We start from the raw sequence: 15,552 nt of genomic DNA, 5'->3' as shown, positions 1-15,552 counted from the left end.
ACAGCAACAGCCGCCGGCCGCTTGGCCGGTGAACGCAGCGGGTAGATCCGTCCTTGCACTTCACTGGGCGCCCCTCACAGGCGCCCCGGTGAGACGAATGAGGCACGTCTTGGGGGCGACCGTGAAGGGAACACGCAGGTAATGTCAGAGCCCGGAGCCACCGCTCGGCGCCGGCGCAGCAGAAGGGCCGCCCCGCAACCGTCGCGGGTCCGCCGTCCGCTGATCGCCATCGCATCCGTGATCCTGGTGATCACCCCGATCTCCTGGATCCTCCTGCACCAGCCGCAGAGCGACCAGGCCGACGCGTCCGTCCCGTACGTCACCCGCGACGACGACACGTACATCACGGCGTCGACCGATCCGGTCGTCGACACGACGGACGCGCCGCCCACCGCTGCGCCTTCTACGCCGCCCACGCCGGGTCAGACCCCGACTCCGGGGGTGACGCCGACGCCAGGAGAGACACCCGGTACGCCGGGGAGCGGGCCGACGGTGACGCCGACCGACAGCCCGACCGGCGGTCCCACCGACCCGCCGACGGCCGGCACCACCACCGCTCCGCCGCCGAGCAGCGAGACCGAGAACCCACGCCCGACGAAGAAGCCCACCCAGACGCCCTCGGACGACCCGACGACGCCGGAACCGCCGAAGGACCCTGGGGACCAGAGCGATGCCGAGCGCGAACTGTTCAGCTACATCGACAGCGCCCGGCAGGAGCGCGGCTGCGCTCCCCTGGACAACAACAGCAACCTCGACCACGGCGCCGGCAGTGAGGCACAGGACCGCGCCGAGGGCGGCAACTTGACGTCGACCGGTAGCTCCAAGGGCTCCACCGGCGGCTCGGACATGAGCGCCAAGGCGGCCTTCGACAAGCTCAAGACCGAGAACTCGGGCACGATCTTCAACTGCGGTCTGACCGAGCTCGGTGTCGGACGGTTCCGGTACGAGTACTGCACGCTGCAGGTGCTGGCCTGTCTGAACAAAGCCAACCGTGTCGGCTGGGTCGTCGACTTCGACTAGGTGAGACCATGGGGCAAGGTGCTTGAGTCGGCAACGATCTGAACCGCCGGCTCAGGCTTCCACCGAACCGTGGGAGGCCGGATGTCCGGGGAGCGCGACGATCTGGAACCGGCCCGGCCTGCGTTGTTCGGGATTCCACCGGACGCGCTGGCCGACGAGCGGCCCGACAACCGTCCTGGTGAGGCCAGGCGGATGGGGCTGAGCCGGCACACCGAGGAGGGCGCCGTACTGGCGTTCGCCTCGTCGCTCGACCGGGCCAAACCAGGCCACCGGATGGTGGCCTGGCTGCTGCTGGTGATGTTCAGCGCCCCGGCGCTGTACACCCTGATCACGTTGCTTTAACGCTGCGCGATCTCCTTCTGCAGGTTCTCGTCGAGCGCCTGCAGGAACTGCTCGGTGGTCAGCCACTCCTGGTCGGGGCCGATCAGCCGGGCCAGGTCCTTGGTCATCTGGCCCTGCTCGACCGTGCGGACGCAGACCTGCTCGAGGGTTTCGGCGAAGCCGTTCACGTCCGGCGTACCGTCGAGCGTGCCGCGGTGCCTGAGCCCGCCGGTCCAGGCGAAGATCGACGCGATCGGGTTCGTCGAGGTGGGTTCGCCGCGCTGGTGCCGGCGGTAGTGCCGGGTGACCGTCCCGTGCGCAGCCTCGGCCTCGACGGTCTTGCCGTCGGGCGTCATCAGCACCGACGTCATCAGCCCGAGCGAGCCGAACCCCTGCGCCACCGTGTCGGACTGTACGTCGCCGTCGTAGTTCTTGCAGGCCCAGACGTACCCGCCCTCCCAGCGCAGCGACGACGCGACCATGTCGTCGATCAGCCGGTGCTGGTAGCTCAGCCCGCGGCGCTCGAACTCCGCCTTGAACTCGGTCTCGTAGACCGACTCGAAGATGTCCTTGAAAGCGCCGTCGTACGCCTTGAGCACGGTGTTCTTGGTGGACAGGTAGACCGGGTAGTCGCGCCGCAGCCCGTACGCGAACGACGCCCGGGCGAAGTCCTCGATCGACTTGTGGAAGTTGTACATGCCCAGCGCGACCCCGCCGTCGGGGCCGTAGTTCGCGACCACGTGCTGGATCGGCTCGGAGCCGTCCTCGGGCGTGAACGTGATGGTCAGCTCGCCCGCGCCCGGCACGGTGAAGTTGGCCGCCTTGTACTGGTCGCCGTGCGCGTGCCGGCCGATCACGATCGGCTTGGTCCAGCCCGGCACCAGCCGCGGCACGTTCCGGATGATGATCGGCTCCCGGAACACCACGCCGCCGAGCAGGTTCCGGATCGTCCCGTTCGGCGAGGCCCACATCTCGCGCAGCCCGAACTCGGCCACCCGCGCCTCGTCCGGCGTGATCGTCGCGCACTTCACGCCGGCGCCGTACCGCTTGATCGCCTCGGCGGCGTCGATCGTCACCTGGTCGCCGGTGGCGTCCCGGTGCTCGATCCCGAGGTCGTAGTAAGCCAGGTCCACGTCCAGGTACGGGTGGATCAGCCGCTCTTTCACGAACCGCCAGATGATCCGGGTCATCTCGTCCCCGTCGAGCTCGACCACCGGGGTCTGCACCTTGATCCGCCGCATCCGCACTCCAATTATCTTGACATCAAGACATCTATCTCGACATCAAGATAACCCCTCGCTCCGGGGAACACCACACCGGCTACCCGATCGCGTGGTCCTTCCAGAACTGGGTGAGGTCCTTCGTGGTCGCCGCCTGGGCCGCCGCCTTGAACGCCTGCGGCGTCGCGACGCCGTACCAGTTGGCCTTCGTGTACGCCTTGAGCATCGCGGCCATCGGCTTGGTGCCGAGGGTGCGTTCGAGGTCGTGCAGCATGCAGGCGCCGTACGAGTAGACGTACGCCGACCAGCCGGGGACCGTCTTCCAGTGGCCCATGTCGCTGGTGATCAGGTGGTCGAGTTTCCCGGGCCAGCAGTCGGGCTGGTTGTCGCCGGTGTGGATGTAGCTGGCGTAGACCGCGAACGACTCGTCCAGCCACGGATCGGCGTACTCGTTGTTGCCGACGATGCCGTAGAACCACTGGTGGGCGAGCTCGTGCACGACCGGCCCCTCCTCGTTCGGCGGCGCGATCAGCAGCACGAGACCGGGGTACTCCATGCCGTAGAAGGACTCCCAGTTGTCGTTCAGGACCAGGTCGACCTCGCCGTACGGGTAGGTGCCGAAGCGGCGGCCGAAGTCGTCGATCGCTGCCGCTGCGCGGGTCTGCGCGTCCTTGACCGCTGCGGCGGTGACGACGTCGGTCCAGGCTGTGCGGATGGTGATGCCGCCCGGGGACTTGGTCGTCGCTTGCTTGAAGGGCCCGGCGGCCCAGGCGAAATCCCTGACCTGCTTGGCTTTCGAGATCGTCGTCGTACGGCGATCGGCTGCGACGGTGCCGGTCGCGGGGACGGTCAGGCCAGCGGGGTGGTCGAGGCGGACGGTGAAGTCGGCGGCGAGCGTGTAGTAGCTCTCGCCGATGCCGACGTCGGGCTCGAGGTGCCAGCCGGCCTGGTCGCGGACGGCGAGCACCGGGAGCGCGTTGCCGAAGAAGCTGTACTTGCCCGAGCGGCCGAAGCGCTCGGCGCGTTGGGGTGCGGTCAGGGTGAGGTCGAAGGCGACGGTTGAACGCTGGCCCGGCCGGAGGGGCTTCGTCAGCGTGATCTTCTGCGCTGTGCAGTTCACCGTCGGCGCTGCCGCGGCGCCGCCCTCGAAGCGGCTGAGCTTGACCGGCGCCTTGCAGCCGTCCCAGGTGTTGCCCCAGAGCCGCAGGTAGACCTCCCGCAGCGGGCTGTCGCCGGTGTTGGTGAACGAGATCTTCTCCCGCCCGGTCCAGGTCACGCCGGTCGCGTTCGCGGTGAGGCGGACGTCGTACGACGCCTGGCCCGGTGTCCGGGCGGCGGTCAGCTCCCGGCCGTCCGCGGTGGTCGGCTCTCGGCCGTCCGCGGTGTGGTTGCTTACGGCAACCGCGGTGTGGTTGCTTACGGCAACCGCCGTGGGCGCGGTCAGGCCGGCCAGCACCAGTCCCAGCAGCACGATTCGTCGCACGATGACTCCCCAGGGTCAGCAGGTGCGATCGAGGCTACCGAGTCAGGGGTGCGGGATCGGGACCTTCGGGCAGCCATTCCGCGACGTCGAAAGCGTCGCCGACCGCGACCACGCCCGGCGTCAGCACCGCCGCCTTCATGCCGAAGCTCACCCCACCGCCGTACGCCGGTTCCCGCCGGTACTTGGCCAGCGTGCGCGTCGGCTCCGGGCCGCTCTTGCGGCCGGTCGCCTGGTCGACGGTCGGCACCGCGCAGCGGATCGCGCGGGCGGCGTACCCGAGCTCCAGCGCGCCGGCGGTCGCGCGCAACACCTGGTCCTCGGTGTGCGGCTCGGTCCAGCCGGAGACCACGAGGTTCGGGCGGAAGCGGTTCATCGGGATCGGCTCGCCGCCGGACTCGACGATCCGCGCGTTCAGCTCGTCGAGCGACGCCAGCGAGGTGATCAGCAGCGCGTGCGCGTCGCCGAAGCCGGTCTGCCCGGCGTGCACGCCCCAGCCCGGACGCTCGTGCTCCGGCGTGACGCGGACCAGCGACGCGGGCTTGCCGAGGCGCTCGGTGAACCAGGCGTCGGCCGCCGGGTCCTGGACGACGCCCGCGCCGAACCACTTGGCGAACAGGCTGACGTCGCGGCGCTTCCCGTCGTACGCGACCTCGATCTCGAGGTCCGGTGAGGTGCCGTCGGACAGGCGCAGGCCGTGCCCGTCGATCACCTCGACGCGCAGCGGCGCCATCGCGGGGAGGCTGCGCTGGCTGTAGAAGGCGCCGTCCGGGCCGACGAGCATGAAGCTGCGATCGTGCTGGAGGCCGGTGGCGCCGATCTCGGCCTGGTCGACGGAGACGCCGGCCAGCCCCTTCACCGGGTAGTAGGTCAGCGCGGAGATTCGGACGTCGGCCACTGGCCCACAGTAATCGGCGCCCGGGCTCTTCGGTGCCGAAGCTGACTTTTCATTGTCCAGTTAGCCGAAAGTTCCGGAGGGAGCGGCCGGGGAGACGAAGGTCTCGCCGTCGGTCAGCGGCTCGGCCTTGCCTGCGAGCTCATTGAGCGGGAGTACGTCGTACGGCGGTTGCGCGCGACGGCCGACGGCGGTCAGGTCGGGCACGGGCTGCCGGGAGGCGACGAGGACGACGTTGCCGAACGCCTTGCCGCGCAGCACCTTCTTCTCGGCGAGCACCACGCCGTCACCGAACGCTTCCCTTGCTGTGGCCGCCACTCGTCGTACGAACCCCAGGCCTGCGGAGCCGTCGATCAGGTTCTGCACCAGCACACCACCCGGCCGCAGCACGCGAACGCACTCCGCGGCGAACTCCCGCGTCACCAGATTCTCCGGCACCGCTTCCTTCACGAACGCGTCCACCACCAGCAGATCCACCGAGTCCTCATAAACGCCGGCGATCCCAGCCCGCCCGGTCTCCGGCCGCACCTTGATCCCCGACCGCTTCGGCAACGGCAGCGCCTCCCGCACGAACTCGGTCAGATCCTCATCCGGCTCCAACACGATCTGCCGCGACCGAGGCCGCGTCACCGCAACGTACCGAGCCAACGACAACCCGGCACCCCCGACATGCAGCACCGAAATCGGCTGCCTCCGCGCCGCCACAGCATCGACGACGTCCCCGATCCGCCGCATGTACTCAAACGCAAGATGAGAGGGATCAGCCAAATCCACCTGCGACTGCAACGACCCATCCACCCGCACCACAAACGTCCCATCCGCCACGGCCTCCACAGACGCCGTCCCGGATCCCACCAACCGCTCCATTCCTCCATCCTCCCAGGCGAAAGGCGAACACCCACCACTGATCAAGCCGCCGCGAGCCGAGCGACGCACGCTCAGAGGCGCTGCTGGACGGGCGTTCGGAGGAGGTTAGTCAGTGGTGGTGTCCGCCTGGCGTCGCCCATCACCCACCAACCCGCCGTCGTGGCGGCCCGCAAGCACGGCGGTCCCGGCGGACGAGCCGCCGGGCGTTGTTGGTGGGTGGTGGGCGACGGGCGAGAAGCCGGCCGACCGCTTCGCCCCGCAGCGCGGGGCGCCCGGCACCACCCCGCCTCGCGGCTCCGTTCGCGCGCGCCGCCTCGCGGCCCCAGGCACCCGCCGCAGCCCGCAACTCCGGCCGCGCTTCACCACCCACCAACCACCCGCGTCGACGTGCTGCGGGCGCGGGCGGTCCAGCAGATGGGCCGCCGAGCTCCTTTGGTGGGTGGTGGACGACGGCCGCGCTCCCGGCCACCGGCGCCGTTGGTCGGCGTCGGCGACGAGCCGACCGCTTCGCCCCCGCGGCGCCGGCCGCCCGGCACGCCCCGCCTCACGTCTCCGGTAACGCGCGCCGCCTCGCGGCTCCAACCGCCCGCCCCCTTCGCCCCGCAGCTCCGGGCACCTAGACACCGCCCCGCCTCGCGACCCGGGCACCTCGCCACCACCCCGGCTCGCGGCCTTGGGCGCGCGCCCCCGCCTCGCGACCCCAGGCGCGCGCCCCCGCCTCGCGACCCCAGGGGCGCGCCCCGCGGCTCCGCCCGCCCCGCAGCTCCGGGCACCCCGCGCCGGCGAGACGTCGTCCGGTGTCGCGGACGGCGAGGACCTTTTGCCACGCAGCCGCGCCACTGAAGTCACCGCCCTCGCCCGGCCCCGCTTCGCAGTTTCGGCACCACGCCTTGCCCGAGGCTGGCGGACACCACCACTGATCAATGAGCCAGGAGCAGCGCGGCGCACGCTCAGACGCGCTGCCGGCCGGCCGTGCGTTGGGGGTTGGTGAGTGGTGCATGTCCGCGCGGGGCGTGCCCAACCATCCACCCGCGCCGGCGGCAGCATGCCACTCGCGAACCGGCGCAAAGCCGGGCACGACGAAGCGTCGGGGACTTCGGCAAGGTCGTGCCGCAGGCGCGGCGGTCCCGGCAGTTGGGCCGCCGGGCGCCCCTGGTGCGTGGTGGGCGACGCCCACCACTGATCAACCACTCGCCGCCCAGGCGGCGCACGCTCGAAGTGCCGCTGATTAGTGCGGCCAAAGCGAGTTAGTCAGTGGTGGGTGTCCGCCGGGGCGCTCCACCACCCGCCAACCCGCTGCGGGGGTGTGCCGCAGGTGTGAGTGGTCCGGCGGATGGGCCGCCGGGCACCGTTTGGTGGATGGTGGGTATCCTCCGGGCCGCGCTCCACCGCCCACCAACCCCAGGCCTGCCGGCGTACCGCAGGCACGGCGGCGGGGGAGATGGTCCGCCGGGCGCCGTTGGTGGGTGGTGACGACGGCGAGGAGCCGACCGCTTCGCCCCGCAGCGCCGACCGCCCGGGCACTGCCCCGTCTTGCGCGGCGTGGCCGGCGGACCTGCACCACTGATCAACCACCCGCGAACCGAGCGGCGCACGCTCAGAGGCCCTGTTGGACGGCCCTGCGGACGGGGTTAGTCAGTGGTGGGTGTCCGGCGGCGCGCTCCACCACCCACTAACCACCACCGTCGGCTGGCCGCAGGCGTATTCGGTCCGGCGGGTGGGCCGCAGGGCGGCGTCGTTGGGCGACGGGCGGGCTCGCCGAGCGCCCGGCCGGGTGACCGCGGCGCGGGAGCGCGGGAGCCCCGCAGGCGTGAGTGGTCCGGCAGACGGGCGACGTTGGTGGGTGGCGGGCGACGGGCGGGCTCCCGGACCGTCGGCCGACGGCGGCGCGGGAGCCCGGGGAGCGGGAGCCCCGCAGCCCGCAGCCCGGGAGCCCGGAGCGCCGGCGCACGGGCGCACGGGCGCCCGTGGCTCGGTTACTCCGTCGTGGCCGCTATGGCGATGTCAGCATTGTCGGAGAAGAGGCCGTCGATGCCGGTTTTGCGGTAGGTGGCGATTTCGGCGAAGAGGTTGCCGGAGTCGCTGGCGACTGTGGAGGTGCGGAGGTTCGCCGGGAGGAAGGAGTTCTCGACACGGAAGGTGTAGGGGTGGACGACGAGGCCGGCTTTGTGGGCGTCTTGGACGAGGGTGGTGGGGCGGCCCAGGTTGCCGCTCGCGTCTAGGGGGATGACCTGGTCCTTGGACGGGCCGACGCCGTCGGCGTAGGTGGCTACCTCGCGGAGGCCGCGGGCGGAGACGACGTCGGCGTAGGTGCGCTTGTCGCCGGCGACGACGAAGTCGTACGGCGCGCCCGCGGAGCTGGTGAGCTGGACGAGTGGGACGCGGAGCTGCTTGTCGAGGGACTTCAGGTTCGCTACCTCGAAGGACTGGACGAAGACCTTGGCGTCGGAGCGGTTCAGGTTGTTGCGGTTCAGGACCTTGACCAGTTCCGGCTCGAGGGCGAGGCCCTGCTGCTGGAAGTACGTCGGGTGCTTGGTCTCGGGGTAGATCCCGATCGGGCGGTTCAGTTCGCGGGAGAGTCGCTTGGTGAGGTCGATGACCTCCTGCAGCGTCGGGATCTGGTAGCGGCCGTTGAAGACCGTGTTGTGCTGGCGGATCGCCGGGATCCGCTCGGTGGCGCGGAGCGTCTTCAGCTCCTTCAGCGTGAAGTCCTCGGTGAACCAGCCGGTCAGCGCGACGCCGTCGAGCATCTTCGTCTTGCGCCGGTTGGTGAACTCCGGGTGCTGCGCGACGTCGGTGGTGCCGCCGATCTCGGGCTCGTGCCGGGTGACCAGGACGTGGTCCTTCGTGGTCACCAGGTCGGGCTCGATGTAGTCCGCGCCCATCCGCGCCGCCAGCTCGTACGACGCCAGCGTGTGCTCGGGCCGGTAGCCGGACGCACCGCGGTGCCCGACGACCACGAAGTCGTCGTGCTTACCGGACGCCGAGGCGGCGCCGGAATCGGCGGCCACGGCGCCGGACGCGGCGAGGGAGTCGGTGGCCACGGCACCGGACGCGGCGCGGGAGTCAGACGCCGCGCGCGAGTCGGTGGCCGAACCGGACACCTGCGGGACGACCAGCGCGGCGCCGACGGTCAGCGCCGAGGCGCCGATCGCGACGAACTGCCGGGACAGCTTCATCGAGGTTCTCCTCGCTGCTCAGGGGAATTGCGCAAACGATCAAGCCGCCCGGCATCCACCGAGCGGCCGCCCCGGGTCGCCCCGGCGACCGCCCGGTGAACGATCCCCGTCCTTGCCGGTGAACAACTGGTCACCTACCCGAGCAGTACGCCGTACCGAGCACACCCGGTCACCGCCTCTCACGAGGTGGTACGGATCACCGGCCCCACCGTCGCCACGCAGCGCGCGGGTTGCTAGCGTCCGAAGTACAGCCAGTCGAGTTCCCAAGGAGCGTGTCGTGAGCACTACCCCCGTGAAGGTGGCCGTCACCGGCGCCGCCGGTCAGATCGGTTACAGCCTGCTGTTCCGGATCGCCAGTGGTGCGCTGCTGGGCCCGGACACCCCGGTCGAGCTGCGGCTGCTGGAGATCACCCCGGCGCTGAAGGCGCTGGAGGGGGTCGTGATGGAGCTCGACGACAGCGCGTTCCCGACGCTGGCCGGCGTGGAGATCGGCGACGACCCGAACGTCATCTTCGACGGTGCGAACGTCGCGCTGCTGGTCGGCGCCCGCCCGCGGACCAAGGGCATGGAGCGCGGTGACCTGCTCGAGGCCAACGGTGCGATCTTCACCGGCCAGGGCAAGGCGCTGAACGACCACGCCGCCGACGACATCCGGATCACCGTCACCGGCAACCCGGCCAACACCAACGCGCTGATCGCGAAGAGCAACGCCCCGGACATCCCGGCCGAGCGGTTCTCCGCGCTGACCCGCCTGGACCACAACCGCGCGCTGGCGCAGCTGGCCCAGAAGACCGGCACGCACGTGACGGACCTGAAGAAGCTGACGATCTGGGGCAACCACAGCGCCACGCAGTACCCGGACATCTTCCACGCCGAGGTCGGCGGCAAGAACGCGGCCGAGGTCGTCAACGACCAGGCCTGGCTGGAGAACGACTTCATCCCGACCGTGCAGAAGCGCGGCGCGGCGATCATCGAGGCCCGCGGCGCGTCGTCCGCGGCGTCCGCGGCGGCGGCGACGATCGACCACACCCGGGACTGGCTGCGCGGTTCGGCCGACGGTGACTGGCTGTCGATGGCGGTCGTGTCCGACGGCTCGTACGGCGTACCGGAGGGCCTGGTCTCGTCGTTCCCGGTGACCACCAAGGACGGCAACTGGGAGATCGTCCAGGGCCTGGAGGTCAACGACTTCTCCCGCGGCCGGATCGACGCGAGCACCGCCGAGCTCGGCGAGGAGCGCGACGCGGTGAAGGCGCTCGGCCTGATCGGCTGACCCACGCATTCAACCGAAGGCCCCCGGGGTGTTCCCCGGGGGCCTTCGCCGTTCCCTACCGCAACAGGTACGCGTTGAGCACGGTCTGCGCGGCCGTGTTCCCGTCCCGGTCGACCACCAGCGACTTCAGCGACACCGTCGATCCCGCCGGGGTCTTGAAGATCGCCTTGTACTTGCCCTTCCCCGCCGGTACGACGCTCGCCCGCTGCCAGGTCTTCCCGCCGTCACCCGACACCTGCACGACGACCGACTTTGCCGTCGTCACTTTCGCACCGGCAGCGCTGGTCACCGCGAGGTCGAGCACGCTGACCGGCAGCCGCTTCACCGCGTTCCGCTCGTCGACCCGCGGCATGAACCGGACGGCCTTCATCGGCAGCAGTTCCGCCGCACCGGTCTGCTGGGAGCTGAACGTCCAGACCCCTTCCATCCGGTTGGCCAGCTGCAGCATCGGCCGGTCCTGCACGATCTCCACCCGGTACGACGACCGCCCGGCCGGCAGGTCGTCCAGCCAGAGCTGCCCGGGCACCGGCGACTCGCCGTGCAGTTTCCCGTTGCGGAACACCTTGGTGCTGCTGCCCGGCCCGAACTCGTCGGACATCCCGTCGTGCCCGTCGCCGTCCCCGTTCGGGAACACGAACAGGTCCATCAGGTTGCCCTCGCGGTAGGACCCGCCGCCGGCGACGTCGATGGTCGCGGCTGCCGCGCCCCAGCGTTCGCCGTACGACGCTCCCGGCCGGTACTTCCTGTCGGTGAACGAGTACGAGAGCGGGAACTTGTAGAACTCCCCGTCCTCGACGAACGTGTTGACCTGGGCCGCCCAGGTGACGTCCTTGGCGTCGATCAAGTGCGTGACGCGGCTCGGCGCGCTGTGCGGGAACGGCCATCCGGACGCGCTCGCGAACATCCCCGGCAGTGTCCCGAACCGCTCGTCGAAGACCTGCTGCCCGGCGTGGTCCGCGGTGTAGAGCGTCGCCAGCTTGGTCAGCTCGTGGTCGCGCACCGTCCGCTGGTAGCCGGTGAAGTAGCTCCCGGTCCGCCCCTGCATCAGGTCGTAGGTGTACGGCGTGTCCCGGAAGTCGCCGTTCTTGCCGGGAACGCCCCAGCGCGACGCCGCGAACGACCGCATCTCGTCCGCCGGTGCCGACGGGCCCATCGAGCCGACGAAGAGCTGGCCGAGCTCGGTCGCGAAGTTCGAGTTGCCCTGCACGAACCCTTCGATCGCGCGTTCGTAGCCGATCTCGACCCGCCCGAGCCGGGCGTCGGAGCGCGGCAGCGTGATCTTGATCGGCCCGGCCTTGCGGGCGTCGACCGCGACCGTGGTCGCCTTGCCGACGACGAGCCGCGGCCAGACCAGCTGGTAGACGCGGCCGCCGGTGTCCATCAGGTTGCCGTCGACGAAGTACTCGCCCTTGGGCAGCCGCAGCTTCGCGGTGCCCTGCGCGTCGGTGATCACCTCGACGAACCGGACGCCGTCGAGGCCGAGGATCGTCGTGTAGTTCACCTCGGCGCCCTGGCCGTCCGGGCCGAGGTGCTTGACCGTGACGTCGTAGCTCTCGACCTCCTTCTCGACCGCCAGCGGGACGCTCAGGCTGGTCCCGCCGCCGGTGGCGACCAGGCGGCCGGCGTACTGGCCGTCGGGGCCCTGGTGGCGGGTGTCGGAGGTGACGGCGACCGACGCGGTGCCGCCCGCGGGGACGGTGACCTTGCTCGCCGCGAGCTTGAACGCGCCGGACGGTTTGCCGTCCGGTCCGGTCGCGGTGAGCTGCAGCTGGAGCGTGACGGGCGTCTTGCCGAGGTTGCGCAGGGCAACCTGCTTGATGACCGGCTTGTCGTCGGTGTGCGGCCAGAGCGCCTTGCCGAACGAGATGCTGCCCGGCGTCGCCGTCAGCCACTGGGTGATCGCCTGGCCGGCGTCGACCCGCCCGGCGCCCTGCTGGAACACGGTCTGCCCGGCGATCTCCTTCGCCGACCCCATCACGACCGGCTTGAGCTCGGCCGCCTTCCAGGTCGGGTGCTGCTGCGCGAGCAGCGCGGCCGTCCCGGCGACGTGCGGGGTCGCCATCGACGTACCGGAGAGCTTCATGTACTGCGTACCGACCGGATCACCGATGTCGGCGCCCTTGGCCCGGGCCGCGACGATGTCCACGCCCGGGCCGGTGACGTCGGGTTTGATCGCGCCGTCGCCGACCCGCGGACCGCGGCTGGAGAACTCCGCGAGCTGGTCGGACTTGTCGACCGCGCCGACGGTCAGCGCCGCGTCGGCGCTGCCCGGCGAGGAGATCGAGCCCTCACCCGGCCCTTCGTTGCCTGCAGCAACGATGAACAGGGTGCCGGTCTGCGCGGTGAGCTTGTTGATCGCGGCCTCGATCGGGTCGATCTCCGGGGTGTCCGGGCCGCCGATGCTGAAGTTGACGACCTTGGCCTTCTGCTCGACCGCGGCCCACTGCAGCCCGGCCAGCATCGCCGAGTCGGTACAGCCGCCGCCGCCGTCGCAGACCTTGCCGTCGAGCAGCGTCGCGTCCGGCGCGACGCCCTTGTACTTGCCTTGCGAGGCCGCACCGGAGCCGGCCACCGTCGACGCGACGTGCGTGCCGTGCCCGAACTGGTCACCCGCCGGGTCGGTGGTGAAGTTCTTGGTGGCGCCGATCCGGCCCTTGAAGTCCGGGTGCGCCGGGTCGATGCCGGTGTCCAGGATCGCGACCTTGACGCCCTTGCCGGTGAACCCGGCCTGCCAGGCCTTCGGCGCACCGATCTGCGGGACCGACCGGTCGAGCAGCACCTTGCGCTTGGCGTCCAGCCAGACGTGCTCGATCCCGGCGGCGTCCCGGGTCTGCCCGGTCACCTGCCGGAGAAACTGCCCGGCCGCCTTCTTGTCGACCGTGACCGCGGTCGCGCCGATCGCCGGCAACTCCTTGGCGACTGTTGCTGATGACAACTTCTTCACGGATCGGCCGCGAGTCGCGACGATCAGCGGGATCGTCGCGGACCGCTGGTCGTCGTACCCCATCTCCAGCAGCCCGGACACGTCGAACAGCCGCCGGTCGAGCTTGCCCGCCGTCACCACCGAGCTGACGTCGAGCGGAAGCACCGTCAGCCGGCCGTGCGACCGCTGCAGCTTGAACACCACCTTGTCGCGGCCCGGACCGGGCGCGACGGAGACCTTCCGCAGATCCCCGCCGCGCACCGTCACCCTGTCCCCCGTGACCAGCGTGACGAGCTGGTCCTTCACCGGCTTCGCCGTGGGCTGCGCGCCGGGCTCAGGCGCGGTGTGCGCCTGCGCCCCAGGCCCTTGCACCAAACCGATCGCGAGCGCTCCGGTCAGCACACCGGTTGCGACTGTCAACCATTTCCTGCCGTGCTCCATCTCCTGATCTCCCCTCCGTCGGTGACCACACGGGTACGACGCGTGCCCGCCGGAAAAAGATGCTCCGGATCTCGAGCCCTGCCCTTTCGGACAGGTTCAGCGGATCGTCCAGGCCCCGATCACGGTCTGGACGCCGTCGGGGTCGGTGGTGAAGTTCTTGCGCTGGGCAACCTGTCCGGTGAGGTCGGGGTGGGTGCTGTCGAGGCGGCCGGCGGCGATCAGGGGCGGGCGTCGGAGGGGATGACGAGGCGCTTGCCGCGGGAGTTCTGGGTGCTGCGAACCTCATACGTACTCCCGTCGTCCACGCGGCTCAGGGCGGAGCCGCTGTGCCCGGTCAGACGCACCGGGGACGACGAAAGGTTGGTCAGCCGCGCGGGACGATCAGGCCGAGCACGAGGATCGCGGCGCCCGCGCCGAGCAGCAGGCCGGTGTCGAACATCCGGCCGCGGACGTGCAGCAGCCCGGCCTGGTCGTCGGTCAGCACCGCGCGCAGCAGCCCGGCGAGCACGACACTGCCGGAGACGGTGAGGATGCCGTTGAACCAGTTGTAGAAGGTCAGCATCACCAGACCGACCAGGCCTGCCAACAGGACGACAGCCAACGGCCACTCGCTGCGCCGAGGTTCGGTCGCGGCCGCCATCACGGAGCTCCGGGGAGAGCGAGGGCGGTCGCGGTCGCCGCGTGGGCGGTGGCGATCGCCGCGTGGGCGGTCGCGGGCGCGGTGCCGCGGGGAGCGGGCGCGGGCGCGGCGCCGCCGGGCGCGGCCGCCGTGCTGCCGGACGATGGCGCGGTACCGCGGGGAGCCAGCGAGGTCATGCGGTGGCTGCTTCGGCTGCTTCCACCACGTTGCTGAGCAGCATCGCGCGGGTCATCGGGCCGATGCCGCCGGGCATCGGGGCGATCCACGCGGCGGCCTCGCGGGCGGCCGGGGCGATGTCGCCGACGATCTTGCCCTCGGCGCTGCGGCTGGTGCCGACGTCGAGGAGGACCGCGCCGGGCTTCACCATGTCGGCGGTGATCAGGCCGGCCGAGCCCGCCGCGGCGATGACGATGTCGCCGGTGCGGACCACCGACGCGAGGTCCTTGGTGCCGGTGTGGCACTGGGTGACGGTCGCGTTCTCCGACTTGCGCGTGAACAGCAGCCCCATCGGGCGCCCGGCGGTCACCCCGCGCCCGACCACGACGACGTGCGCGCCGGCGATCGGTACGTCGTACCGGCGGAGGATCTCGACGCAGCCCTTCGGCGTACAGGGCAGCGGTCCGTCCTGGCCGAGGACCAGCTTGCCGAGGCTCATCGGGTGCAGCCCGTCGGCGTCCTTGAGCGGGTCGATCAGCCCGAGGATCTCGTTGGTGTCGACGTGCTTGGGCAGCGGCAGCTGCACGATGAACCCGGTGCAGGCCGGGTTCTCGTTCAGCTCGCGCACCTTCGCCGCGATCTCGTCCTGGGTCGCGGTGTCCGGCAACTCGACCTCGATCGAGGAGATCCCGACCGCCGCGCAGTCCCGGTGCTTCCCGGCGACGTACGCCCGGCTGCCCGGGTCGTCCCCGACCAGGACCGTCCCCAGCCCGGGCACGACGCCCTGCTCGGCGAGCTTGGCCACCCGGACCTTCAGCTCGTCCTTGATCGCCGCCGCCGTCGCCTTGCCATCCAAAATCTGAGCCGTCACAACACCGGAGTCTGCCACGCCTCCCACTCACCCCACGCGCCACCCGACACCAACCGCCGACAACTACTTGAACCCACCGCAGCCCCCCGCCCACCACGATCCGCCCACACCCACCACCACGCCTCCAGTCCCCACAGCAAGTACCAGCCCCCGCTGCCCTCCCACCCCTCTCTCCATCCCCCACCCCCCCGGCTCCTCATCACCCCCACACCCCCCCCACCACCTCAACCACCCACCGCGCGTCCCCTCGAAAGGCGCCACCGGGCGAG

12 protein-coding genes are annotated in these 15,552 nt (G+C 70.9%); 3 read left to right on the top strand and 9 right to left on the bottom strand.

The genetic code is table 11. The features are described 5' to 3' along the window. The first annotated feature begins 237 nt into the window (after positions 1-237). On the top strand, positions 238-1,020 hold the full coding sequence (locus ACZ6Z4_RS04660) for a CAP domain-containing protein (RefSeq protein WP_465558125.1): 783 nt from the start codon (positions 238-240) through the stop codon (positions 1,018-1,020). Positions 1,021-1,101: 81 nt separating this feature from the next. After that, a complete protein-coding gene (locus tag ACZ6Z4_RS04655; RefSeq protein ID WP_465558123.1) occupies positions 1,102-1,362 on the top strand; it encodes a hypothetical protein in 261 nt (86 codons plus the stop codon). On the opposite strand, the gene ACZ6Z4_RS04650 is transcribed toward ACZ6Z4_RS04655, so the two are convergent. The 5 genes from ACZ6Z4_RS04650 to ACZ6Z4_RS04630 form a co-directional block, all read right to left on the bottom strand. Next, positions 1,359-2,582: an NADP-dependent isocitrate dehydrogenase gene (locus ACZ6Z4_RS04650; protein WP_465558121.1), complete on the bottom strand. Its 1,224-nt coding sequence runs from the start codon at positions 2,580-2,582 to the stop codon at positions 1,359-1,361. The two genes, ACZ6Z4_RS04655 and ACZ6Z4_RS04650, sit on opposite strands and share 4 nt — an antisense overlap. 79 nt (positions 2,583-2,661) lie before the next feature. Beyond that, a complete protein-coding gene (locus tag ACZ6Z4_RS04645) occupies positions 2,662-4,044 on the bottom strand; it encodes a M1 family metallopeptidase (protein WP_465558119.1) in 1,383 nt (460 codons plus the stop codon). A 34-nt stretch (positions 4,045-4,078) separates the two neighbouring features. Continuing rightward, positions 4,079-4,939, bottom strand: a complete 861-nt coding sequence (locus tag ACZ6Z4_RS04640) for an MOSC domain-containing protein (RefSeq protein ID WP_465558117.1) — start codon at positions 4,937-4,939, stop codon at positions 4,079-4,081. A gap of 60 nt (positions 4,940-4,999) precedes the next feature. Further along, entirely contained in the window at positions 5,000-5,803 is an 804-nt protein-coding gene (locus tag ACZ6Z4_RS04635; protein WP_465558115.1) for a spermidine synthase, read from the bottom strand. Positions 5,804-7,779: 1,976 nt separating this feature from the next. Beyond that, positions 7,780-8,982, bottom strand: a complete 1,203-nt coding sequence (locus ACZ6Z4_RS04630) for a glycerophosphodiester phosphodiesterase (protein WP_465558113.1) — start codon at positions 8,980-8,982, stop codon at positions 7,780-7,782. A gap of 277 nt (positions 8,983-9,259) precedes the next feature. On the opposite strand from ACZ6Z4_RS04630, the gene ACZ6Z4_RS04625 reads away from it, so the two are divergent. Continuing rightward, entirely contained in the window at positions 9,260-10,252 is a 993-nt protein-coding gene (locus tag ACZ6Z4_RS04625) for a malate dehydrogenase (protein WP_465558111.1), read from the top strand. A 55-nt stretch (positions 10,253-10,307) separates the two neighbouring features. Here ACZ6Z4_RS04625 and ACZ6Z4_RS04620 read toward each other — a convergent pair whose 3' ends face one another. The 4 genes from ACZ6Z4_RS04620 to ACZ6Z4_RS04605 form a co-directional block, all read right to left on the bottom strand. Next, positions 10,308-13,595 (bottom strand): S8 family peptidase, encoded by a 3,288-nt coding sequence (locus tag ACZ6Z4_RS04620; RefSeq protein ID WP_465558109.1) that lies wholly within the window; start codon positions 13,593-13,595, stop codon positions 10,308-10,310. 385 nt (positions 13,596-13,980) lie between these two features. Next, positions 13,981-14,256 carry a DUF3017 domain-containing protein gene (locus ACZ6Z4_RS04615; protein ID WP_465558107.1) on the bottom strand — a complete coding sequence of 92 codons (276 nt, stop codon included), beginning with the start codon at positions 14,254-14,256 and terminating at the stop codon, positions 13,981-13,983. After that, a complete protein-coding gene (locus ACZ6Z4_RS04610; RefSeq protein WP_465558105.1) occupies positions 14,256-14,432 on the bottom strand; it encodes a hypothetical protein in 177 nt (58 codons plus the stop codon). Before ACZ6Z4_RS04610 ends, ACZ6Z4_RS04615 begins: the two co-directional genes overlap by 1 nt. After that, positions 14,429-15,283: a bifunctional methylenetetrahydrofolate dehydrogenase/methenyltetrahydrofolate cyclohydrolase gene (locus tag ACZ6Z4_RS04605; RefSeq protein WP_465558103.1), complete on the bottom strand. Its 855-nt coding sequence runs from the start codon at positions 15,281-15,283 to the stop codon at positions 14,429-14,431. The genes ACZ6Z4_RS04610 and ACZ6Z4_RS04605 overlap by 4 nt, the downstream gene beginning before the upstream one ends. Between the last annotated feature and the right edge of the window lie 269 nt (positions 15,284-15,552).

The organism is Kribbella sp. NPDC104740, assembly GCF_055583505.1.
The sequence above is the reverse complement of the archived record's forward strand: the minus strand, read 5'-3'. Positions and strand labels throughout refer to the sequence as shown.

Coding starts and splice junctions, on each gene's coding strand:
- ACZ6Z4_RS04655 (WP_465558123.1), top strand. CDS start 1,102: ATGTCCGGGGAGCGCGACGATCTGGAACCGGCCCGGCCTGCGTTGTTC.
- ACZ6Z4_RS04610 (WP_465558105.1), bottom strand. CDS start 14,432: ATGACCTCGCTGGCTCCCCGCGGTACCGCGCCATCGTCCGGCAGCACG.
- ACZ6Z4_RS04635 (WP_465558115.1), bottom strand. CDS start 5,803: ATGGAGCGGTTGGTGGGATCCGGGACGGCGTCTGTGGAGGCCGTGGCG.
- ACZ6Z4_RS04615 (WP_465558107.1), bottom strand. CDS start 14,256: ATGGCGGCCGCGACCGAACCTCGGCGCAGCGAGTGGCCGTTGGCTGTC.
- ACZ6Z4_RS04630 (WP_465558113.1), bottom strand. CDS start 8,982: ATGAAGCTGTCCCGGCAGTTCGTCGCGATCGGCGCCTCGGCGCTGACC.
- ACZ6Z4_RS04650 (WP_465558121.1), bottom strand. CDS start 2,582: ATGCGGCGGATCAAGGTGCAGACCCCGGTGGTCGAGCTCGACGGGGAC.